A 23,332-nucleotide genomic window follows, 5' to 3' on the forward strand; every position below is an offset into this window, starting at 1 on the left:
AATGCTTTCCGTCATTGCGAGGGGCCTTTGCCCCGCGGCAATCCAGACCTGTGGGAATCCATGCGGCGTGCCGGAGTCGTCACGCCCTACATACTTACCTTTCCCCTGCGCTGTCACGTGTCTATCTCTTTACGTTTTTCTTTTGGTTTTACACTTCGTTTCACCTTGACAATAGCGGTAGGCTTTGGTAAGATAAACGCAGGTGAAACGTGCGTTTCGCCATATTGTTTTTGAGGTGTTTATTTATGCCCGAATCAGTCAAGAAATCTCTTAATATTGCTTTTGCAGGTCTGGGTCACAGAGGTCTCGGTTTGATGGACCTGATGCTCGACACCATGCCCGATATCAATATCGTCGCCCTTTCCGACAGATATATGGACCGCGTTGAAGAAGCCAAAAACCATGTTATTACCAAACGCGGCAATACGCCTAAGGGCTTTACGGATTATCGCGATCTGCTTGCACTGCCCGAAGTGGATGCGGTCATCACCCCGTCCAACTGGGAATCGCATATCCCTGTTTGTTTAGACGCCATGAAAGCCGGAAAGCCCATTGCAACCGAAGTCGGCGGCGCTTATTCCATCCAGCAGTGCTGGGATCTGGTGAAAACCTATGAAGAGACCAAAGTGCCGGTCATGCTGCTCGAAAACTGCTGTTACGGGGAGACCGAGATGACCGTTTTGAATATGGTAAAAAAGGGGCTGTTCGGGGAGCTCATTCATGCCGAGGGCGGTTATCAGCATGATTTGCGCGAACAAGTTGCGCTCGGACATGAACAGCGCCACTACCGCCTGAACAACTACAAAAACCGCAACGGCGAGGTCTATCCGACCCATGAACTCGGCCCGATCGCCAAATGGCTTTCAATCAACCGCGGCAACCGCATGGTCTCGCTGGCCGCCTTTGCTTCCAAATCCCGCGGCATCAATGAATGGATTAAGAAAAATCGCGGAAATGATTTTGAAAACGCCGAATATACTTTTGCATTGGGCGACGTCGTGACCACCGTCATCAAATGCGCACACGGCGAGACGATTGTATTGACGCATGACACCTCACTGCCCCGCCCGTATTCCCGGGGAAATCGCCTGCAGGGCACCAAGGGCATTTGGATGGAAGACAAAAACGGCGTCTTCTTCGATGGAATCAGCCCCAAAGAAGGCTGGGATCATAAATGGGAGAGCATCGAGGATTATTACGGCCGTTACCGTCACCCGCTTTGGAACTGGTACCACGAACGAGGCGTCGAGAAAGCCGGTCACGGCGGCATGGATTATCTCGTGCTGCGCGCCTTCGTCGAATCCATTCAAAACGGCACCAACACCCCGATTGATATATACGATATGGCAGCTTGGATGGCCATCACCTGCCTTTCCGAGGATTCCATCGCCATGGGCGGTCACCAGGTTCCGATTCCCGATTTCACCAACGGCCAATGGATCGACCGTGAACCGCCGGTTCTTTGGAAATATTGCCTCGACGAAATCTGTGAGATCTAAAACCAATATACGGTAAAGGAGGTATTTGGGTGAGTCTCACCGACGAACGCAAAAAGAGTTTTATTCTCACCTGTCTGTTCTGGACGGTTGTGATCGGTATGCTCTTTGTGCTGTTCAAATATGTCCTCCCATGGATTCTGCCGTTTCTGATCGGCTTTTCGTTGGCTTCGATCGCCAATTTTTTCGCAAAGAAACTGTTGAAACTGGTCAAAATACCGTTGAAACTCGGTTCTGCGATTGTGACGTTGCTGGTGCTGATTATCTTTGCGGCGATTACGACTCTGCTTGGATATGAGATCTACAAACAAATCGCAAAATTTATCACCGACCGGGTCATCGAAGGTGATTTGGTCAGTCAAATCACACTCACCTTCTCCAACCTGATCGCAAAAATCCCCGAGAAATTTCAATCCTCAGCCAATTCTCTGGTTGTCAGTTTTGTCTCGGGATTTGGTTCTACCCTGACTAAATTTGTCACCAGTGCGGTCGGTGCTGCACCGGGTATTTCCCTCGGAACTGTAATTACCATTATTGCCTCATTTATTTTCAGCGGTGATTACGGAAGAGTTACCGACTTTATCAAACTGCAGCTGCCGGATCGGATCAAGCAGATCATACCGGGTCTCAACACATCGATGAAGACCTCTCTGGGCAAGCTGTTTCGCGCCTATCTGCTGATTATTCTGATTACGTTTACCGAACTGACTATAGGATTGACGATTCTCGGGGAACCATATGCTATCGCCATCGCTGCAATCACCGCATTTATCGATATTCTGCCCGTCTTCGGCACCGGCTTTATACTCTGGCCGTGGGCGGTAATTTCACTGATCAACGGACGATATCTTTTCGCACTCGGTCTGATGATTCTTTACTTTGTGATTTTAATTATACGCCAAATCATTGAACCCAAACTGGTCGGACAGTCCATCGAAGTCCACCCGATCGTCACGCTGATGGCAATGTATATCGGCGCCAAGATCATGGGCGGTATCGGATTTTTCGTGTTTCCGATCTCGATTGTCATCATCAAAAATCTACAGGACAACGGTTATATCTCGCTGTGGAAACCGTTGCCGAAATCCGATTCACTACTTGAAAAGATCGGCAAAAGGAGAACGAAGAAGCCACCGATTAAACCGGAGGACGGTGACAAAAACCAATGAATATTTTAATTGCCACTTTGGGCTGTAAAGTGAATCAGAGTGAAAGTCAGGCCGTCGGGGAGCTATTCTCTCGTGGCGGCCATTTGGTTTTATCACAGCATTCTAAAACAACACCCGACGTCTGCATCGTGAATTCCTGCGCCGTCACCATGGAAAGCGAGCATAAGAGCCGTCAGGCGCTTTCCAAAATGCGCAGAACTTATCCGAATGCCGTCATTGTATTATGCGGGTGCATGCCGCAGGTGGCAGAAAACTCCGCTTCCTATGACGCCGACATCATTGTCGGTTCCAAGGGACGCAAAGAGATTCCGGTGCTTGTCGAACGCTTTTTAAAGGATAAAAAGAAAATCGTTCAAATCAATCCGCATCTCCCGAACGATGCTTTTGAAGCGCTCTCCCCTGTCTGTTTTGAGCATAAAACCCGTGCATTTTTAAAAATCGAGGACGGATGCGATCGGTTTTGCTCCTACTGCATCATTCCCTATGCCCGCGGACGGGTCCGCTCGATGCCTCTTGATGAAATCAGCGAACATGTGAAAAATCTTATCGCTGCGGGACACCGGGAAATTGTTTTGACCGGAATCAATCTCGCGGCTTACGGACAGGATCTGGACTGCACGCTTGCCGACGCCGTAAAAGAAACGGCCAAGGCCGGAACCGAACGGATCCGACTGGGCTCGGTCGAGGCTGACTTGATGCGCGACGATTTTTTACAGACGCTTGCGGATATTCCGCAGTTCTGCCCGCAGTTTCATCTGTCGCTTCAAAGCGGCAGCGACACGGTGCTTACGCGCATGAACCGCCATTACACGACCGAGCAATATTATCAGCTCACCCGAAAGCTTAAGACGTTGTTTCAAAACCCCTCGTTTACGACCGATATCATGGTCGGATTTCCCGGCGAAACGGACGAGGAATTTTCCGAGAGCATTCATTTTGTGCAGAAGGTCGGCTTTTCCAGGCTGCACGTCTTTGCCTATTCCGCAAGACCCGGTACACCCGCCGCAAAGATGCCGCAGATAGCGCCGGATATTAAAAAGCAGCGTGCGACTTATATGGCCGAAATCGGAGACAAACTGGCTGCCGATTTTGCCGCTTCACAAATCGGACAAACCTTTTCGGTGCTGTTCGAAACCGTAAAAAACAACAAATACTTCGGCAGAGCCGAAAATTATACCCCCGTTGTGGTTGAGAGTAAAAACGACCTCCGAAAACAGATTTTACCCGTGTTTGTTACTGTAAGCGAGGGCGAAACCTGTATCGGAACGGTAATTTTATAAAAAGGATGGCCATTATTATGTCTGTTTTCAGAAGCTACACCGAAAAGAAACCCGGTTTTCGCGCCGATTGTGAGCGGCTGCACGCCGATTTGGCAAACGAATTGTCTCTGCGTACCATCGAGACGGTTCGAATTGTCAACCGCTACGATATTGAGGGCATTGAAGAAACGCTGCTTGAAACCGTTCGCACCAAGGTGTTCGGAGAACCGGCTGTCGACGACATTTCGGACAAGCTCAATTTCACCGACGGCGATTTTGTGCTTGCGGTCGCCTATCTGCCCGGGCAGTTCGACCAGCGCGCCGACTCCTGCGAACAGTGCGTGCAGCTGATCACCAAAGGCCTCCGCCCGAAAGTGAAATGCGCGAAAATTTATATCTTTTCGGGTTTGCTTTCCGACGCCGATAAGACGGCCATCCAAAACTATCTGATTAACCCGGTGGACAGCTGCGCGGTCTCACTCGACCCGTTCAAAACGCTCGATGAAAAATTCGACACCCCTGCTCCGCCCGAAACGCTGACCGGCTTCTGCAAATTGAATCAAGCCGGGCTGGAAACGCTGCGCAAAAAGCTCGGACTGGCCATGGATTTTGACGATATCGCATTCTGCCAAAAGTATTTTTCGTCGGAAGAAAAACGCGACCCGACTATCACCGAGATCCGGATCATCGACACCTACTGGTCCGACCACTGCCGCCATACGACGTTTTTAACGGTATTAAACGACATCAAAATCGAGGATGAAGAAGTCAAATCCGCGTTTGAGCAATATTTAAAAATGCGCGAAACCGTCTACGGCGAAAAGGCCAAAACCCGCCCGATCACCTTGATGGACATCGCCACGATCGTTCCGAAATATTTAAAAAAGATCGGCAAACTGACCCGATTGGACGCTTCCGAAGAGATCAACGCCTGCAGCGTGAAAATTACGCCGAAAATCGACGGCAAACCGCAGGATTGGCTGCTGATGTTTAAAAACGAGACCCATAACCACCCGACCGAAATCGAACCGTTCGGCGGTGCCGCGACCTGTTTGGGCGGCGCCATCCGCGACCCGCTTTCGGGACGCGCCTACTGCCATCAGGCGATGCGCGTGACCGGCGCGGCCGACCCCAACACGCCGTTTGAAAAGACGCTGCCCAATAAACTGCCGCAGCGCAAAATCTGCCTTGAAGCCGCCGCGGGATTCAGTTCCTACGGCAATCAGATCGGCCTTGCAACGGGTATGGTCTCGGAAATTTATCACCCGGGATATGCCGCGAAACGCCTTGAAACCGGTGCGATTATCGCCGCTGCACCTGCGAAAAACGTCCGCCGCGAAACGCCCGTATCCGGCGATGTGATTATTTTACTCGGCGGAAAAACCGGACGCGACGGCTGCGGCGGCGCTACGGGTTCATCGAAAGCCCACAATGTCGAATCGCTGCAGACCTGCGGTGCGGAGGTGCAAAAAGGCAACCCGCCCGAGGAGCGTAAAATTCAGCGGCTGTTCCGCGATCCGAAAGTCACCGCAATGATCAAACGCTGCAACGATTTCGGCGCAGGCGGCGTTTCGGTCGCCATCGGCGAACTGGCCGACGGGCTGAACATCAACCTCGACGCGGTTCCGAAAAAATACGAGGGCCTCGACGCCACCGAGCTTGCGATCTCCGAATCGCAGGAGCGCATGGCGGTAGTCGTTGCCCAAGCCGATATGGACAAGTTTATCGAATACGCCGCCGCCGAGAATCTCGACGCGACTCTTGTAGCGGTTGTCACGGATGACGCACGTATGACGATGATTTCTAAAGGACAAGCCGTCGCTTCGCTTTCGAGAGATTTTCTCAACTCCAACGGCGCTTCCAAAAACGCTTCCGTGCGCGTAAAAAAATTCGAACAGCCCCGTTTTGCACCCAAAAAAGGCGGGCTGCCCGATCAGTTCAATGCGGCGATTTCGTCACTGAACGCCGCGTCTCAAAAGGGTCTCGGCGAGCGTTTTGACGGGACCATCGGCGCGGGTACGGTGTTGATGCCGTACGGCGGCAAGACCCGCACCACGCCCCAACAAGCGATGGTCGCTTTACTGCCGGTACTCGGCGGACAGACCGACGACTGCTCGATGATGGCCTACGGTTTTAACGCCGACATCTGCGCACAAAACCCGTTTTTCGGCGCGTTTTCTTCGGTGGTGTCCTCGGTCGGCAAACTCGTCGCGGCGGGCGCTCCACTCAAAACAGATGCAGAAAACTGCTGGCTCTCATTACAGGAATTTTTCCCGTCGCCGCGCAAAGACCCGGAGCGCTGGGCGCTGCCGTTCTGTGCGCTGTTGGGTGCTTTAAAAGCGCAGGTTTTGCTCGGATTCGCCGCCATCGGCGGCAAGGACTCGATGTCCGGCAGTTTTGAAAACATCGACGTCCCGCCGACATTGATCTCGTTCGCGGTCTCCGAAACCACCGCAGACCGGGTCATCAGCTGCGAGTTCAAAGACGCTAACCATCCGGTGTATCTGATCGCCCCGAAAGCCGGAAGCGACCTGACCGAGTCCATCCCCGAGACATTTAATAAAGTTGAAAAACTGATCGGCGAAAAGAAGATCCTCTCCGCTTATTCGTTGACCGACTGTTCCGCCGCCGAGGCGCTTTGCAAGATGGGATTCGGCAACGACATCGGCGTCAAACTCGCCTGTGTGCCCGAACAAAAATTCTTCTTCGATCCCCTGCCCGGCGGATTTTTGGTCGAGGCTGAAAGCGAACTCGACGAACTGCTGATCGGCACTACGACCGCCGACGGCGTCATTCAAACGCCGGACGGAAATATTGAAATCGGTAAATTGCGCAGCGCTTGGGAAAAACCGCTGGAATCGGTCTATCGCACCAAGGTCAACACTCCTTCGGAAATCCGCAAATACACCCTTTATACCGAACGCGGTAACGCTGCACCCGCAATCAAAACCGCACAGCCGACCGTGTTTATCCCGGTATTCCCCGGCACCAACTGCGAATACGACGTTGCCCGCCGCTTTGACGAGGCAGGCGCGAAAGCCGACATCTTTGTGATCAAAAACCGCAGCGCTGCCGATGTCGCCGAGAGCGTGGAAAACATGGTGAAACACCTTGAAAAGTCGCAAATTTTGATGATCCCCGGCGGCTTTTCGGGCGGCGACGAACCCGACGGCAGCGGCAAATTCATCACCGCGTTTTTCAATAATCCCGATATTTCCTCAGCAATCAACGGCCTGCTTTACAAGCGCGACGGGCTTGCACTCGGCATCTGCAACGGCTTTCAGGCGTTGATTAAACTCGGGCTTGTACCGTTCGGCGACATCCGCCCGATGACTGCCGAAAGCCCGACACTGACCTTTAACGCCATCGGACGCCACCAGTCGATTCCGGTGCGCCTCAAAGTCGTCTCGGTCAAGTCGCCGTGGATGAAATATGCAACGCCCGGTGAGGTCTATACGATTCCGGTTTCGCACGGTGAGGGTCGGTTTGTCGCCGATCCCGCGCTGATCGAGCAGTTGGCGCAAAACGGGCAGATCGCCACAGTTTATGTCGACGAAAACAGCGATCCGACCATGAAAATGCCCCACAACCCCAATGGCTCGATGGCGGCGGTCGAGGGCATTACCTCACCTGACGGCAGAGTGTTCGGGAAAATGGGACATGACGAGCGCTGCGGCAAAAACCTGCTGCGCAATGTCGGCGGTTCCACGATTGATCTGTTCAGAGCCGGCGTAGATTACTTTAAATAAACGTTAATATCTATACCGTAGGGGCGGCCCCATGTGGCCGCCCGCTCGTAAGAAGCGACGACCCCGGCGCTCCGCAAAACCCTTCGCACTTAACTGCTTAAATTCCCCTCCCTTGGAGGGGTGGCATGAACGATACGGATGTTCATGACGGGGTGGTTTTTATCGTTTCTTTTTAAATACAGACGGGCGACCACATGGGGTCGCCCCTACAGATATTACGGCTATTCACCCTCCGAGTTATCGAGAATACCAACCCTTGCTCTACTTAATTCAACCCGCCGCCCGCAATCTCATTGCGGATTTCGGCGATCATCTTTTCTAAAATCGGCGGGATATTTTCGGAGAGCTTTACGGCGGCGTTTTTGGCTGCGGCGATAGCGGAAAAGTCGCTTAAACCACCTGCTAAACGTAAAATCGGAAGACCGCTCTGCCTTTCGCCAAGAAAATCACCCGGGCCGCGCAGTTTTAAATCCTTGTCGGCAATTTCGAAACCGTTGGAGCTGTCCTTCATGATATTCAACCGCTCATAGGCCGTGTCGGAACATGCCCGTGCGACCAGCACGCAATACGACTCATGCGTACCACGGCCGACTCGGCCGCGCAGCTGGTGCATCTGCGCCAACCCGAATGAATCCGCATCCTCGATGACCATAACCGTTGCATTCGGCACATCGATGCCGACCTCGATTACCGTCGTTGAGACTAACAGTTGCGTATTCCCCGCGATAAAATCATCCATCACCGCGTTTTTCTCGGCAGCTGCCATGCGGCCATGCAGAAGCGCGGTCTTGTATTGTTTGAACTCGGGCAAAATCGCTTTTTCGTAATAGACTGCGGCAGCCAGTTTACCCGATTCGTTGTCGTCGATGGCCGGACAGACGATATAGGCTTGTCGTCCCGCGTTAAATTCTTTCTTAATGAAATCGAATAACCGGATCCGGTTTTTGTCTTTGTAAATGTAGGTCTTGATCTCTCGGCGGCCTTTGGGCAGCGTGTCCAAAATTGAAATATCCAGATCGCCGTAGAGCATCAGCGCAAGCGTGCGCGGAATCGGGGTGGCAGACATGACGAAGAAGTGCGGTGATAGGCCCTTTGCAGCCAATTTGGAACGCTGGCGGACGCCGAATCGGTGCTGTTCGTCGGCTACTACCAAAGCCAGGTTTTTATAAATCACGTTGTCGGAAAAGAGCGCGTGGGTGCCTATCAAAATATCAATTTCACCTAATGCCAATGTGTCTAATATTCGTTTGCGTTCGGCTTGCTTGGTCGCTCCGGTCAGCAATTCGCAGCGAACACCAATACCGGATAATAAACCGTTCAGCGTATTGTAATGTTGATTTGCCAGCAGTTCCGTAGGCGCCATCAAAGCCGATTGATAACCCGCTTGTGCGGTTCGGTACAACAGCGCGGCGCAAACAGCGGTTTTCCCGGAGCCGACATCGCCTTGCAGCAGACGGCTCATCGGTTTGTCACTTGCCATGTCCTCAAAGGCCTGCTTGACCGCATTGATTTGGCACTCTGTGAGTTTAAACGGCAGCGCGTTGACGAATGGATGCATATCGCAGCGCGGGATTTTGATCGCTTCCCCTTCCCGCGCACTCGCTTTCATGGCCTCCATAATCAAATCAAACGTCAGCAGTTCTCCGAAAACCAGCCGCTGCTTGGCAAGCTCATATGCTTGACAGTCAATCGGAAAATGAATGTTTCGAAGTGCATAACTCAAAGAGCAAAGCCCGTACTCTTTTCGGATTTCATCGGTCAACGGTTCCTCGATCAACGGCAAAAACATATCCAGCGCTACTTTGACGACTTTTGCGATGGCAGTGCTGTTTAATCCCTTTGTCTGAGAATAAACCGGAACCATTAAATTTTCGTTATCTTCCAAAGCCGCATATTTCGGCGAGGTCATCTCCACCCTGCCGCTGTATTTATCGATTTTGCCCGTAAAGCAATATTCCTTGCCATCTTTGAGCGCTTCGGCGGCATATTGATTATTGAAAAAGATCAAGCGACCGACCGCTCCGTCAGCGTCGACCACCCGTACGTTATATAGTGTGATATTCTTTTTTTTCGTCGGAACCCGCATCGCTTTTCCGGTCACCGTAGCGTTGACCGAACAGACCTCGCCTTTGACCGTGTTTTCAAATGTCGAGCCGGCGGAAAAATCCATGTGCGTGCGCGGGTAAAAATCGATCAGATCGGCGGCTGTTTTAATACCCAGTTTGGAAAACTGCGTAGCTCTTGCAGGGCCGACACCTTTCATAAACTGGATACCGGTCTCCTTAGCTTTGGGGCAGTAAAAACTATTCAGCATTTTGACTCACCGTCGTTATCTCCTGTGTATATGCCAAATTATAAAAAGCATTTTCAAAGGTGTCCGACTGGGTCACGACGAGATTGGAAGAATAGGCGACGACGCCGTCCCGATAGACCAACGGGATGAACGGCAGTTCCGCATCGAACGCCGCAAGAAACCGGGTGCAGTCGCCGGTTCTCAGAAAGGCACTGCGGGCGTCGCACAGATATTGCGAGCATAAAATCCCCTGTTTCGGCGTGAGGGAATCCATCAATTCAAAAAAGTTATAATCGGATGAGAGCTTGATCTCCCCGATGTACAGATCGCAGCCGCCGTAGAGCACCGCATCTTTATAAGCGTCAAAATCCAAAGACAGAACTTTCACCGAAATACCGACCGCCTCGAGTTCCCGCTGCAGTTCGCCGGCCAGACTGACTTTGGATGCATTATTCTTGTTTACCGCAAGCCGAAGCGTCCCCGAAAAAGCCGCCGTCTGGGCCTTGGCTTTGGCCGCCTCGACATTTTGAATCAAATTGGTGCAGCCGGTTTCGATTTTAGAATAATTGGGGTTAAACGGCGTTTGCGTGACCTCTGAATAACCGCCGAAAAACGCATTGACCCGGGTGCGGTCAATCGCCAACGAAATCGCCGCCCGCAGGTTGGGATCAGTACAGACACCTGCCGAGGTAAAACCGACGTAGACCATCCGATTAAGCGGCACCTGATAGACATTACCGGAGACAGAAGGCAGCGTATCGCCCACCATCTCACTGTAACCGGCGTTAATAATATCCGCTGTAAGAGAATCGTTCATTGCCTCGAAGTCCGGAACCGTTTTCAATAAAATCGTGTGTACTTTAGCCGTATTGGCCCTCGGATGAAAGGCGTTCAAAGTCAACTTGACCCCTTCGTTATAAGAGGGGATATACAGACCGCTTCCGACATAATCAATTCGCTCGGAAGTGGGGGTGCCGTAATTGGCTTTTTTAATGATCGGAAAAGTCATCGCATTGGGAAAATTGACATTTTCCTGAACCAATTTGACAATCACATCGCTTCCGCTTTCCCGAACATCGGCGATAATGGCAGACAGATAGGCATAGTTGGTGCTTGCAACAGCCTTTAAATATGAGAATACAACGTCTTTTGCAGTGATTGCAGAGCCGTCCCAAAAGGTACGCTCGGTATCTAATATAATTCGGTATTCCAAATCGGAATTTTTTTGAATGGAAGAAGCCAAAACCGCATAAGTCAGCATGTTGTTGTCCAGTGCAAAAAGCGGCTCAAAGCAGAGTTTAGAGATCTCGCGGTTGAGATCGGTGATCTCTCCGAACGGGTCGAGTGAATAGGCGGAATGATAGGCCATGATGAGCTCGTCGGCGTCTACCGTGATTGTTTTCCCGTCATTCGTGTCATCGGACCCGAGCAGCTGTTCGGGTTCGGTTCCGCAGGCGCACAGCAAAAACAGCAGAATTACCGCAAGCAGACACGCAAGCCCTCTTTTCATCACCTTGCTCCCGGATTGATCAATTACCGCAGACATCGCAGGTCTCGATGTATTGCGATTTTTTATACCAGCCGTAAGCGGTGTTCTGACAGTCCGGACCCGCCATCAGTCCGGAGACCGTACAGTAAAGCCGCCGCTCAACCAGATCCGAATCAAAGAATTCAATATCCTCTTTGCCCTCATGGATCACTTTCATCACCTTGAGCCAAGCGTCAAGCGACGGGTTGGACAAACTTTCGTCCATCTCCTGCTTCGTATCGTAACCGGTCCAGACGACACCGACGTAATACGGTGTGAGACCGACAAACCAGCGGTCGTTGTAATCGGTAGTGGTACCGGTTTTAGCAGCCACCGGATACCCCAATTGTGATGCTTTGCGGCCTGTGCCGTTCGGCCCTTCAACAACCCGCTGCATCAGCCGGTTCATGATAAAAGCGCTCTCCTCAGTCATCACCCGGGTTGCGGTGGGATTATTGGATAAAATCACATTTCCGTTTGCATCTTCAACACGTGTATAGGTATACGGATCGGTATAAAGACCGCCCTCTCCGCCGTAAATCTGATAGGCAGCCGCCATCTCCAATACCGTGACACCATTGGTTAAAGAGCCGACACTGAGCGGCGCAAGGTTCATGTCTGAGAAGGTAACGCCGTTAATCCGGGTTGACTTTACAAGAGACGTCATATGCAGTTTATTATACAGGAAATTAAAGCTGACCTCCGGCGTAACCATTTGCAGCACACGAGCCGCAACGGTGTTGGTAGAGCGCTGAATCGCATAATCGAGCGTCACCAATCCCTTAAAACTGCTGTAATAATTATTCGGCCAGTCGTACGGCTCCCCGTAATTGTCGTACATCTGGATCGGTTCATCAAGCAGCTTTTCCGACCAGTAGATAAGGTTGAGTTCAATCGCGGGGCCATAGACAGACAGCGGTTTGATGGCGGAACCGGGTGAGCGTGTGGAATCGGTCGCCCTGCTCCACAGCAGATTCGCGGTTTTTTCTCCCTTGCCGCCCACAAGTCCTAGCACTCTGCCGTTATAGTCCATAATGACCATGGCCGACTGCGGCTGCTCATCGCGGTATTCCTTGATGAAGTTTGCCTCGTTATAATATTGATCTTCCATCGCTTTCTGGACATTCAGATCAACCGCCATGTAAATGCGAAGACCGCCGTTTTGCAGCATATATTTTGCCGTTGTCGCCGTATAGCCGAGTTCGGTCTGCAGGTCACTTAAGACGTCGTTATAAACCTGATCCTCATACCAGGAATAAACTTGCTGCGTTGTAACCGTTCCGGCCTCGCCGACGAATACCAGCTCTTGATTGATTGCTTCTTCATATTCGTCTTTGGTCAGCCAACCCTGTTGGTACATGACCTTAAGCACATACATATAGGCCGTCTTATTCTTTTCCGGATGCAGAATCGGGTTGTTTGCGGTCGGATAACGCGTGATGACAACGATGCTTGCCGCCTCAGCGACCGTCAATTCGGAGACATCTTTGCCGAAATAGAAATTAGCGGCTGACTGAATGCCGTTGCAGCTGTATCCGAGATACATCGTATTCATATAAGCCTCGAGAATAATGTCCTTCGATACCGTTTTTTCGAGGTTTAACGCGCGCATAATCTCTTGAACCTTACGCTCGATGGTAACTTCCTTATCTCCCGTGACGTTCTTAATCAGCTGCTGCGTGATCGTAGAACCGCCCGGTTTCCCGCCCCAAAAATGAAAAACCAAATTTGCCACCGCGCCGCCTGTTCTGATCCAGTCGACACCGTTGTGTTCATAAAAACGCTTATCTTCCGAAGCAACCACCGCAAGCTGCACATATTTGGGCACGTCGCCGATATCAACCCAGATGCGGTTTTCGTCACTGTAAACTTTGGCTGTTTCGATGTATTCGCCGGTATCCGGGTCCTGCGCCAACATTAAAGTGGTATATTTCAAGCCGGAAATGTCGATGGTTGCGGTCGGATCGACGTATTTGATGACATAGACGGTCATCACGGCGCCGAATACACAGCCCGCGATAATCAGCATCATGACAAAACCGGCACAAAATTTCCAGAACTTTGCCCAGCCGGTAGTTTTTTCTTTGTTATTCGGTCTCTGTTCCGCCCTTTTTGCCTTCATTTTCGCGGTCAGTCCGCCGATTCCCTTAACATCGGTTCCCGATTTTTTGTCGGCCATATTCTCCTCCGAAGTCAATTCACTGTTCGAAAACGACTTCAAATTGTCGTCTCCGCAATTATAGCACACCCACCTGCTTTTTGCAACGCGAACAAGTAATAGCCCTCTGCCGCTTGTCACGTACTTGAAGACTGCGCCCTTTTGAGGTATAATATACGGGCATTGTCACGATTTTGTGATTGGAGAGGTTATTTTTGTATCCTGAAATAGAGAAATATTTAATGGGCGTCACCAAACCGGGGCGTTATATCGGACATGAAACCGGCTGTGTCATCAAAAACAAAGCGGACGTTAAACTCCGTTTTTGCTTCTGCTTTCCCGATATCTACGACATCGGCATGTCCTATTTGGGCCAGAAGATTTTATACGGCCTGCTCAATAACGACCCCGAAATTTGGTGTGAACGAGCCTATGCGCCCTGGCCGGATATGGAGAAAGTACTGCGCGATCACGAGTTCCCGCTTTACGGACTCGAGAGCGGAGACCCGCTTTCCGAATTCGATGTGATCGGGTTTACGCTTCAATATGAATTATCCTATACCAATATTCTGAATATCATTGATCTCGGAGGCTTGCCGCTGCGCGCAAAAGACCGCAAAGACGCCTTCCCGCTGGTGATCACCGGCGGCCCCTGCGTCTGCAACATGGAGCCGATCGCAGATTTCATCGATCTGGCCGTATTCGGAGACGGCGAAGAAACGCTGCCAGAGGTCATGAACGTCTGCAAGCAGGCCAAAGCCGAGGGTTGGGATAAAGAAAAACTGCTGCGGGAAGCCGTCAAAATCGAGGGCGTCTATGTCCCGTCGTTTTATGATATAGTTTACAATCATGACGGCACGGTTCAATCGGTCACACCCAAAAACGGCGCGCCGAAAACCGTAAAAAAGCGTATTGTCAAAGACCTTGATACGATGTATGCGCCGCCGCCCGGACCGGTTCCCTATATCGAGGTCGTCCAGTCCCGAGCCGCGACGGAACTCTTTCGCGGGTGCATCCGCGGCTGCCGATTCTGTCAGGCGGGTTATATTTACCGCCCGGTGCGCGAACGGAAAGCGGATACCGTACAAGACATTCTGCTCGACGAATGCACCGTTTCGGGTTATGAGGAAATGGCGCTTTCGTCGCTCTCAACCAGTGATTATACCGAAATCGTGCCGCTGCTCGAAAATCTCACAGCCGAAACCGACCAAAAGAAAATCAACCTCTCACTGCCGTCGCTGCGGGTCGATAATTTCTCGTCCGAAGTGTTGGATAAGGTCTCTGCGGTGCGCAAAAGCGGCTTGACCTTTGCCCCGGAAGCCGGCAGCCAGCGCCTTCGCGACGTTATCAACAAGCAGGTCACCGAAGAGGAATTCATACGGACCTGCAAAATCGTTTTCAGCAGCGGCTATACGTCGCTGAAACTGTATTTTATGCTCGGGCTGCCGACCGAAACCGACGAGGATATTGTTGCGATTGCCGACATGGCACAGCGCGCGGTCGATCTGTATTATCAAAGCGCGGGTAAACAGAAAGGCCGCGGCGTAAACGTCAGCATCGGCGTCTCGACTTTTATCCCGAAACCGTTCACCCCGTTCCAGTGGGTCGGTCAGGACAGCGAAGAAGAGATTGTGAGAAAACAAAAACTGCTTGCCTCTTCAATCAGAAGCCGCAAGATCACATATAACTATCACGATATGCAGACCAGCCGCCTCGAAGCGGTTTTCGCACGCGGAAACCGGTCGCTTTCGAACGTCATTGAAACGGCTTTCAAAAGCGGATGCCGCCTCGACGGCTGGAACGAGTGGTTCAAATATGATCTGTGGCTTGACGCGTTCAAGACCTGCGGCATCGATATGGACTTTTTTGCCACGCGCACCATGGGTGAAAACGAAATTTTGCCGTGGGAACACCTTGATATCGGCGTGACCAAAGCGCATTTCCTGCGTGAATACAAACGGGCGCTCGAAGGCGTCACCACACCGAACTGCCGTGCAAAATGCGTCGGCTGCGGCGCCTCGGTCTATGGGGTCTGCGGAGGTGAGAAAAGCGTATGAAATACCGTTTTTGGTTCGTAAAAAAAGGCGTTTTGCGTTTTATCTCCCACCTCGACGTCAACCGCACCATGATGCGCGCACTGCGTTATGCCGAGGTGCCGATGGTTTATTCGCAGGGATTCAATCCGCGCCCGCTGCTGACGTTTGCCCTACCCTTGTCACTCGGCATCGAGAGCGAATGCGAGAGCATGGATATTACCACAGAAAATGAGATCAACTGCGAAGAGACCGTGGAAAAGCTGAATCGGTTTTTGCCGCGCGAACTGCATATGATAAACAGTACGCCGGTTGTAAACGACCCGAAACTCATCGCGGAGGCGACCTATCGGATTTCATTTACCTGCCCCGAAGCGAAACCGAAATTCGAACAGTTTTGGAATGCGGAAACGGTGACGGTGACTAAAAAGACCAAATCCGGCAGTAAAGAACTTGATTTGAAGCCGTTGGTGAAAATCGGCGAAATTTCCGGAGATAACGGGAAATGCGAATTTGAAGCCATCCTGCCGACCGGTGTGACCGAAAACGTCAACCCGATGCTGTTGACCGACGCGTTTCGCGAACAGTGCGCACCCGAAGCCGAAGTTCGCATCACGCGCATGGAAGTCCGTATGAAAAACGGCGAGAAATTTGTCTGATTTTTTCTTGACAGACGGGTCATTTTATGATAGTATGTTCGAGCGCCCCAACCCGGAACACCTGAATAGGATTTCGAATTGGACACAGTGATGCGGAGAGATGGCTGAGCTGGTCTAAGGCGCACGACTGGAAATCGTGTATGGGTTAATACCCCATCGAGGGTTCGAATCCCTCTCTCTCCGCCATTAAAACAGGCACCCCGTCATGGGGTGCCCGTTTTAATTTAAGAAAGGGATTCGAACCAGGGGCGTCCAGGTAAAAACAGTCCTGTGGACTGTTTTTTGCCCCTCCAAGGGAGGCAAAGCCGACCGCGATAAAATCCCTCTCTATCAAACATTGTTTTTAAACGAATGCCGTGCTATAATTTGGATGGTTGCAGCAAAGGAGGTTATTGTTTTGAAAAAAACTTTATTATTTTTGTTTTCAACGCTTTTAATATTTGTTGCGGCCATGACAGTTTCCGCAAATTCAGCTCCGCCTCCTTTGCCCAATTATTTTTACTGCACGGTTCTTAACGCGCCCGACAATGCTGTGTATTTTGATATTCTGATCGAAATCACCCCACAGGACGCAACTTATAAAGAAACTGAAAGTAATATTAAATCCGTAGATTCGGCGATAGCTTCATATAATGAAAACGGATATATGAGTTTGACTTTTCATTATAAGAACCTCGAATACGCAGACAACAAAATTCTGTCTCCGTCGTTCGAAATAAAGGATTCTGACCTTTCCATTGATCAGATAAGCCCGACCATCAAAGCGGTGATACTTGATGAAAACGGGAATATATTGCAAATTTCAGAGGCAATCAGCACTGCACCGGAAACGACTGATGCATATGCATATCAACTAACATATGATGCCGCCGGAAATATCGCAACGCTGCAGTTTTTTCAATCCGATGAGAGTTCTTCGAGTTCTTTAAATCTTTTAAAATTGCTGTATCCAAATCAATTATTAATATTTTTACTGTTCGTCATCATTCGCTTAGCGCTGTCTGTCGGGATTGAAACGCTGATCGCAATCCCTTTTAAAATGCGCCCCTTATGGAAAGTCCCCGTTGTGAATTCAGTTACCCAATTGATTCTCATTGTCTTTGTCTTATGCAGTGGTATCTCCTATATTACCGCATTGATTATCGGTGAAATTTTCGTTTATATTGCGGAATTTGTTGCTTACATTTATCTGTATAAATCAATCCCAAAGTGGAAAATCGCAATCTATACAGTCGTTGCGAACACTGTGACTCTGGCTATGGGTTTATTGATGAACGCTTATAATATACTGGTTTAGTTTATTAAGCCACCGGACGAAAAAACAAAAGCGGCGAATACTCGTTCTACAAACGTTGTGTTATAATTTGGATAATGTATTGCAAAGGAGGTTTGCCTCGATGAAAAAAGTCCTTTTATTCGGTTATGTCATCTTTTTGTTATGCATCACCGCAATTCCGGTTTCCGCAGCAACACCCCCCTCTATTCCGTATAATTATTTTAGCTGCATCATTCAAAACGCGCCTGATGATACCGTATATATTGATATTTTAATTAAATTAACTCCACAGGATAAAGAATATTCGTCGTTTAACAACCGGGAAACAACCATCTCCGCTAATTCCGAGATCGCACTTTATAACAAAGACGGTTATATGAGTTTGTTTTTTCATTATAATAATATAGAAGCCGCGGGTATGGAAATATCAAAATCTTGGTTTTATTTCAATAACTCCGATCTTTCGATTTATATGATAAGCCCGACCATCAAAGCGGTTTTGCTTGATAAAGACGGGAACATTTTGCAGATATCAGAAGCGATCAGCACCACGCCGAGAAAATCAGAATTTGCATATAAGCTTACATATGACGCCGCCGAAAATAATATAACGATTGAATTTGAACATTATACGAAACATCCATTTGCTTTTCTGTATTTATCAATATTTCTCCGCATAGTGCTTGCCGCCGGAATTGAGACACTTATCGCAATCCCTTTTAAACTGCGCCCGATATGGAAAATTTCTGTTGTGAATATCATTACGCAGTTTATTTATATTATTATTTTATTTATCGGATTCAGAAGCTTATTGATTTTGACTGCTTTGATCCTCGGTGAAATTTTATTTTATGTTTCAGAATTTTTTGCATACCGATTTTTGTATAAATCAAGCCCAAAATCGGAAATCGTAATATTTACAATTGCCGCCAACACTGCAACTCTGTTTATATTTATATTGATGACGGTCATTTTGGCTTTGGTTTGTAATCGTTAAAAATATTTGTTTCACATCTCCGAAAGTGCTTGCTGATTTCGAGAGTTTCTTTGCTGTTTACAAAGGTTTCATAGACAACCCGGACATCGAAATATACCGCTTATTCTGTTTGTTATTTAACTTTCCACACGGGGGTTTTCATCAAACCTGTATGTGCATAAGCGCCACTTTTGATGCTGAATCCGGCCGGATAGGGCTGCTCTTCATCCAAACGTTCCATATCGCCGAACATGGGCGCAACCGACGTGGTGATGCGCAGACACAGCTCGTGCCGCCCGCCCGTGAACTGTTCGGGTATCTCCCATTCGAACGGTACCCGGCAGCGTGTTCCCAGCGGTTCGCCGTCGAGAGATACCTGCGTGCACGCACCTTTCGTATCAAGCGAGAGAATCAACCCCTGTTCTGCGGGAATCTCTATCTCTGCACAAAGCCGAAAAGAACCGACGTAATCCTTTATACCCGGCACTTCGCCAAGTTGGGTCGCACCGTCAAACGAATACAGGAATCCGTCTTCCCGTTTCAAAAAATCGCCGCTCAAAAATACGCCCGGCAGGAATCGATAATCGACTGCTTGATTGATAATCTCCAAGGTGTGTTCCCCTTTTTCCAAGGCAAACGGCTCCGTGGCGTTGAAAAGTTGAGTAAATCCATCCGGCAGACGAATATCCCGCTCTTGTGCAACGACCGTTTTCCCATCCAGCTTGAGCGCTACCGGGTCGGGGTCTTTTCGGACGATCAGACGCAAATTTTCAAGCCGCTCCGCAATATTCAACTTGACCACGGGATCGGCGCGGGTATACAGACAGCGCATTAAATTGTCCTGTTCAAGCGCAAGGGACAAGGCACCCATCTTCACATCTTCAAGCCGATGCGGTTTCGACTCGGCCATATCGTCCATCGTCCCGCAGAACACATCCTGTCCGCACAGCCGGACTTTGCCGTATCGGTCGCCCATTTTGACGGTCAGCAGGCGATCCATCGGTTTATCCTTTGTCAGGTCCACCAGCGTCACCGTATCGTCGGCCCAGATGCGGGTCAGCACATCACGCGTCTCCGCGCCGTTTTCGTCATATACCACACATCGCCGGGGAATTTTTGCATTCACATATTCAGCCATTTCATCGGCGTTTTCGAAGCGCTTTTCTTCGCCCTCTAAAAACAGCCCGCCTTCATCCTGCGCGATAACCGGCAAATCGGTCTTTTCTCCCTCGTCCAGATAGAGATATTGAATCTGATGCCTGACCAGCGCAACCAGCAAATCCCGATACAGATTCCCGATTTGATTTTCCCGTTCGGTGTAAGCCGCACGCATGAATAATGTCGCCGGGTAACGCAGCCGCACCGCCGGCTGATAGAGCTTTCGGGCTGTCTCCGCAGCTTGAATCGCCGATTCGGACAAGATGGGATAATACTCAAACCAGGGTTGTGTCTTGCTCGTCGGGAAATAATACACGCCTTTTTCCACATTGCCTTTCGGGTCGAGCGCCGCCACCGCCAGTACATAATGATCCACACCGAAACATGCCGTAATCCAGATCATCTGCCGCATGGTGCTCATCGTCATGTCGGTCGGGCCCAACGCAAACAATTCGGCCAGCTGACCGGGTTTGTTTTGTCCGGCATATTGTACCAGCGACATCGCAGATAACTCCATACCGTGACCGTCTCCGTCCAGTGTCACCCGTGTCGGAATCTCATCCATACCGGGCAGTGAAAATTCGGATAACATCTTCAGGGTCTCTCCGTTAAACCGAACGCTTTTTGGCGCATCTTCCCACATCAGGTGTCCCGTCAGCAGAATGCCGTGCGCCACGCACCAGTTGTTCATGCCGCCCACATACACCGTACGCATGCGGTTTCCCATCAACCGGTAATAATCCTCCCATAAATGCGCGGGTGTATGATTCGCCATGTGTGCCTCGACGTCCGTTCTCAAATCGCTGCCGCGAACCGCGTGATAATCCTCCTCAAGGTCGTCATACCAGGCAAGCAAAAAGGTGTCTTCTCCGAAAGAGCCGGAGAAGGTTCCGTCGTTGTTGCGCGTGAAATAGCCGAAGCTGGGCTCATCAGTAAAAATGCCCTTGATTACATTACCGAAATAGGGGTGCAGTTCGTCGTAATAACGCTGATGCGTCAGTGCCAGAAAGCGTGCGACCGCATCCGGATTGAGAATATCCGCGCCGATTTTATTGCGGATGACACGGCTTTCGATGCCGCTTTCCGTTCTTTCGAACACCAAGGCATGCGGGTAAAATTCCTCGTGTCCTTTTGTGACCTGACCGCGGCAGTTGCCGGACGGCCAGTTGTATTCGTCGTAAAGCCAGATATCCATCCCCAACTCGGCTGCGATTTCAACCGTATTGCGGCATAGGTTCATCCAATCCGGCGACATGTAGTCATATTCCAATCCGCTGCGCGGATAGATCAAAAATTGCTCGATACCCACCGATTTGTAATCTCTGAGCACCTGTTCCATGCGCGCCCGATCCGGTTTTCCGGTAATGGCGCCCATGGGGATCAAAGGATTTTTTCGTTTGGGATTCAAATCGGACATTATGCGGACCTCCTGCTGAAAATTGTTTTAAACGGGATGGCGAACAGGTCGCCGATGATGACCGCTGCAAAAACCGCGATGACCGGTATCAGATCAACCGTAATTTCTCCGGCAATCAGAAGCGGAAGCGCGACAAAGCAAAGCCAGACCGTCTTATAAAGCAGCTGCATCAATAAAACAGGCACAAACTTCATCGGATCTCTCAAGCCCGGAACCGATAACAGCGCGAACGCCAGAAACACACTGCCGACCAGTCCGGAAATCACTTTCGGGCAATCAACGCCGAATATCCATTGCACCGTTCCGGGTACCGCCAGCATTGCGATCCCGAGGCCGCCCGCAACGGCAATGGTCACCGCATACATCAGTTTTAGCAAAAAAGTGCGCGCTTGTTTGGTATCGGACATCACGGCTCATCCTCCCTGTTATTTCATATGCCTGCGAATCATAGTTTCAGTATATCAGGAAATGCAAAAAATTCAAGCTGTAAAAACAAATCCGGCCATGCCCGAAATCCGCTGCCGCCCGTGTGATATTCCTTGACTTTAACAAGCCGTTTTACTATAATAAAACACAATAAATAATTCGGTAAACGGTTATTTTTATAAATCCGAAATTCATAACCCGTGCTTGAAGCCGCTTTCCAAATGAATTGTTTGAAAGGACCCCACACCATGAAAAAGCCCAATTTTCTTTTTCTCTTTTCGGATCAGCACAATCCCGCCTATCTGGGGTGTCAGGGTCATCCGCTGATCTCCACCCCAAATCTGGACAAATTGGCCGCCGAAGGGGTTCTTTTTGATCAAACCTACTGTCAAAATCCGCTCTGCGTGCCCAGCAGAGCGTCCATGATGACCGGCTTATATTCCAAAAACATCGGGCTGTATGAAAACAGGCATATTATACCGCACCAGTCACAGACGATTGCGCGTGTCCTGACCGAACACGGATATAAAACCTGTGCGATCGGCAAAACCCATGTCAACGGCGAGCAGTATCAGGGATTTTCCCAGCGGCCTTACGGGGATTTGTGGGGACAGGCGCATCAGCCCGACCCTGCGCGAACCCCCGAAAAAGGAGAGACCGGATTGGGCGATATCGTGGCCGAATCGGGACCGAGTGGGATTCCGCCGGCATTGACCCAGACCGAAATCTGCGTGTCGGAGGCCGCCCGATGGCTTCAACTCTACAAAGGAACCGACTGCCAAAATCCGTTTTTTCTGTATGTGGGCTTTGATAAACCCCATTTCCCCATCAATCCGCCCCGGAAGTATTACGACCGTTACCGGGATCGGGTTTCGCTGCCGAAGCAAACCTGCGACTATGTGCGTGAAAAGGCAACGCCTTTCGTGCGGGAAGCAGCCGAAGTCAACGGTGTCTGGGAGCATTACGGCAAGGATGAAGAACTGCATCTTCAAACGCTTGCAGCGTACTGCGGCTGCGTGGAATGGGTCGACGACGCGGTCGGGCGCATTGTCGAAGTTTTGGATTATCTGGGGCTTGGTGAGGATACCATCGTCATCTATGCGTCCGATCACGGCGAGATGGCCTATCAAAAGGGATTCTGGCAAAAGACGGTGTTCTTCGAGCAGTCCGCGAAAGTGCCGCTGATCTTCCGCGCACCGCAGCGGTTTACAGGCGCTCGGAAGAGCGAATTTTTGACCGGTCTCGTAGACCTGATGCCGACAATCTGTTCTTTCGCCGGAATCAAAATCCCCGAAAGCTGTGACGGAATCGATTTGTCCGGCTATCTCTCGGACGGACAGACCCCCGAGCGGGAAGAAATCTTCAGCGAGAGCGTTGTCATCGACCGGCCGGAACACGCCGGATGCATGCTCCGTACAGGAAAATGGAAATATTGCTATTATCTGGACGGCGAACAGGAACTTTACGATCTGGAAAAAGACCCGGACGAAAATGAAAATTTAAGCCGAAGCAAAGCGCATGAGGACTTGTTAACGGAATTCCGGGAAAAAGTGATTGCATTTTGGGAACCGGACAAACAACTCGACCGGTTCAAACGCACGCCGATCATGCCGACGCACAAGCATGAATATCCTTTTTCCAACCAATTCGTATGCGCCGACGGCCTGATTGTGGACGGGCGTCCGTAGGTTTTTCGAACAAACAATATGTACGATAATCCCATCAAAAAGACAAA

General features: G+C 50.3%; 14 protein-coding genes and 1 tRNA gene. 10 read left to right on the plus strand and 5 right to left on the minus strand.

Features of this window, described 5'->3' with window-relative positions; translation table 11 throughout:
* The first annotated feature begins 245 nt into the window (after positions 1–245).
* From PK629_08580 to PK629_08595, 4 genes are read left to right on the plus strand one after another with little or no spacing between them, the layout of a single operon-like run.
* Complete coding sequence (locus PK629_08580) at positions 246–1,499, plus strand: Gfo/Idh/MocA family oxidoreductase (protein ID HOP11534.1); 1,254 nt, start codon at positions 246–248, stop codon at positions 1,497–1,499.
* Positions 1,500–1,528: 29 nt separating this feature from the next.
* The gene (gene ytvI, locus PK629_08585) at positions 1,529–2,665 is read left to right on the plus strand and encodes a sporulation integral membrane protein YtvI (protein ID HOP11535.1); all 1,137 of its coding nucleotides are present in this window, start codon (positions 1,529–1,531) and stop codon (positions 2,663–2,665) included.
* Entirely contained in the window at positions 2,662–3,945 is a 1,284-nt protein-coding gene (gene mtaB / locus PK629_08590) for a tRNA (N(6)-L-threonylcarbamoyladenosine(37)-C(2))-methylthiotransferase MtaB (GenBank protein ID HOP11536.1), read from the plus strand. The genes ytvI and mtaB overlap by 4 nt, the downstream gene beginning before the upstream one ends.
* A gap of 17 nt (positions 3,946–3,962) precedes the next feature.
* Complete coding sequence (locus PK629_08595) at positions 3,963–7,673, plus strand: phosphoribosylformylglycinamidine synthase (GenBank protein HOP11537.1); 3,711 nt, start codon at positions 3,963–3,965, stop codon at positions 7,671–7,673.
* Between the two features lie 265 nt (positions 7,674–7,938).
* Here PK629_08595 and recG read toward each other — a convergent pair whose 3' ends face one another.
* Genes recG through PK629_08610 form a run of 3 tightly spaced genes read right to left on the minus strand, consistent with a single transcriptional unit; the run spans position 7,939 to position 13,673 of the window.
* Positions 7,939–9,987: an ATP-dependent DNA helicase RecG gene (recG, locus tag PK629_08600; protein ID HOP11538.1), complete on the minus strand. Its 2,049-nt coding sequence runs from the start codon at positions 9,985–9,987 to the stop codon at positions 7,939–7,941.
* Positions 9,977–11,476, minus strand: a complete 1,500-nt coding sequence (locus tag PK629_08605; GenBank protein HOP11539.1) for an ABC transporter substrate-binding protein — start codon at positions 11,474–11,476, stop codon at positions 9,977–9,979. Before PK629_08605 ends, recG begins: the two co-directional genes overlap by 11 nt.
* 19 nt (positions 11,477–11,495) lie before the next feature.
* Positions 11,496–13,673, minus strand: a complete 2,178-nt coding sequence (locus PK629_08610) for a transglycosylase domain-containing protein (GenBank protein HOP11540.1) — start codon at positions 13,671–13,673, stop codon at positions 11,496–11,498.
* 221 nt (positions 13,674–13,894) lie between these two features.
* On the opposite strand from PK629_08610, the gene PK629_08615 reads away from it, so the two are divergent.
* From PK629_08615 to PK629_08635, 5 genes are all read left to right on the plus strand, one after another.
* The gene (locus PK629_08615) at positions 13,895–15,709 is read left to right on the plus strand and encodes a TIGR03960 family B12-binding radical SAM protein (protein ID HOP11541.1); all 1,815 of its coding nucleotides are present in this window, start codon (positions 13,895–13,897) and stop codon (positions 15,707–15,709) included.
* A complete protein-coding gene (locus PK629_08620) occupies positions 15,706–16,344 on the plus strand; it encodes a TIGR03936 family radical SAM-associated protein (protein HOP11542.1) in 639 nt (212 codons plus the stop codon). Before PK629_08615 ends, PK629_08620 begins: the two co-directional genes overlap by 4 nt.
* 94 nt (positions 16,345–16,438) lie before the next feature.
* Positions 16,439–16,530: transfer RNA gene (locus tag PK629_08625), tRNA-Ser, on the plus strand.
* Positions 16,531–16,741: 211 nt separating this feature from the next.
* Positions 16,742–17,641 (plus strand): hypothetical protein, encoded by a 900-nt coding sequence (locus tag PK629_08630; protein HOP11543.1) that lies wholly within the window; start codon positions 16,742–16,744, stop codon positions 17,639–17,641.
* Between the two features lie 100 nt (positions 17,642–17,741).
* Complete coding sequence (locus PK629_08635) at positions 17,742–18,617, plus strand: hypothetical protein (protein ID HOP11544.1); 876 nt, start codon at positions 17,742–17,744, stop codon at positions 18,615–18,617.
* Positions 18,618–18,729: 112 nt separating this feature from the next.
* Here the strand turns inward: PK629_08635 and PK629_08640 are convergent, their stop codons facing one another.
* Together PK629_08640 and PK629_08645 are read right to left on the minus strand one after the other, a co-directional pair.
* Complete coding sequence (locus PK629_08640; protein HOP11545.1) at positions 18,730–21,171, minus strand: hypothetical protein; 2,442 nt, start codon at positions 21,169–21,171, stop codon at positions 18,730–18,732.
* A complete protein-coding gene (locus tag PK629_08645) occupies positions 21,171–21,578 on the minus strand; it encodes a hypothetical protein (GenBank protein ID HOP11546.1) in 408 nt (135 codons plus the stop codon). Before PK629_08645 ends, PK629_08640 begins: the two co-directional genes overlap by 1 nt.
* A gap of 267 nt (positions 21,579–21,845) precedes the next feature.
* Between PK629_08645 and PK629_08650 the strand changes: the two genes are divergently transcribed.
* Positions 21,846–23,285 carry a sulfatase-like hydrolase/transferase gene (locus tag PK629_08650; GenBank protein ID HOP11547.1) on the plus strand — a complete coding sequence of 480 codons (1,440 nt, stop codon included), beginning with the start codon at positions 21,846–21,848 and terminating at the stop codon, positions 23,283–23,285.
* The last annotated feature ends 47 nt before the right edge of the window (positions 23,286–23,332 follow it).

It is taken from the genome of Oscillospiraceae bacterium (assembly GCA_035380125.1).
GTDB lineage: Bacteria > Bacillota > Clostridia > Oscillospirales > JAKOTC01 > DAOPZJ01.

Excerpts from the sequence above, each read along its gene's own strand:
- PK629_08650 (HOP11547.1), top strand. The coding sequence starts at position 21,846 with ATGAAAAAGCCCAATTTTCTTTTTCTCTTTTCGGATCAGCACAATCCC.
- mtaB (HOP11536.1), top strand. The coding sequence starts at position 2,662 with ATGAATATTTTAATTGCCACTTTGGGCTGTAAAGTGAATCAGAGTGAA.
- PK629_08635 (HOP11544.1), top strand. The coding sequence starts at position 17,742 with ATGAAAAAAGTCCTTTTATTCGGTTATGTCATCTTTTTGTTATGCATC.
- PK629_08595 (HOP11537.1), top strand. The coding sequence starts at position 3,963 with ATGTCTGTTTTCAGAAGCTACACCGAAAAGAAACCCGGTTTTCGCGCC.
- PK629_08580 (HOP11534.1), top strand. The coding sequence starts at position 246 with ATGCCCGAATCAGTCAAGAAATCTCTTAATATTGCTTTTGCAGGTCTG.
- PK629_08640 (HOP11545.1), bottom strand. The coding sequence starts at position 21,171 with ATGTCCGATTTGAATCCCAAACGAAAAAATCCTTTGATCCCCATGGGC.
- recG (HOP11538.1), bottom strand. The coding sequence starts at position 9,987 with ATGCTGAATAGTTTTTACTGCCCCAAAGCTAAGGAGACCGGTATCCAG.
- PK629_08645 (HOP11546.1), bottom strand. The coding sequence starts at position 21,578 with ATGTCCGATACCAAACAAGCGCGCACTTTTTTGCTAAAACTGATGTAT.
- PK629_08610 (HOP11540.1), bottom strand. The coding sequence starts at position 13,673 with ATGGCCGACAAAAAATCGGGAACCGATGTTAAGGGAATCGGCGGACTG.
- PK629_08620 (HOP11542.1), top strand. The coding sequence starts at position 15,706 with ATGAAATACCGTTTTTGGTTCGTAAAAAAAGGCGTTTTGCGTTTTATC.
- PK629_08605 (HOP11539.1), bottom strand. The coding sequence starts at position 11,476 with ATGAAAAGAGGGCTTGCGTGTCTGCTTGCGGTAATTCTGCTGTTTTTG.
- PK629_08615 (HOP11541.1), top strand. The coding sequence starts at position 13,895 with ATGGGCGTCACCAAACCGGGGCGTTATATCGGACATGAAACCGGCTGT.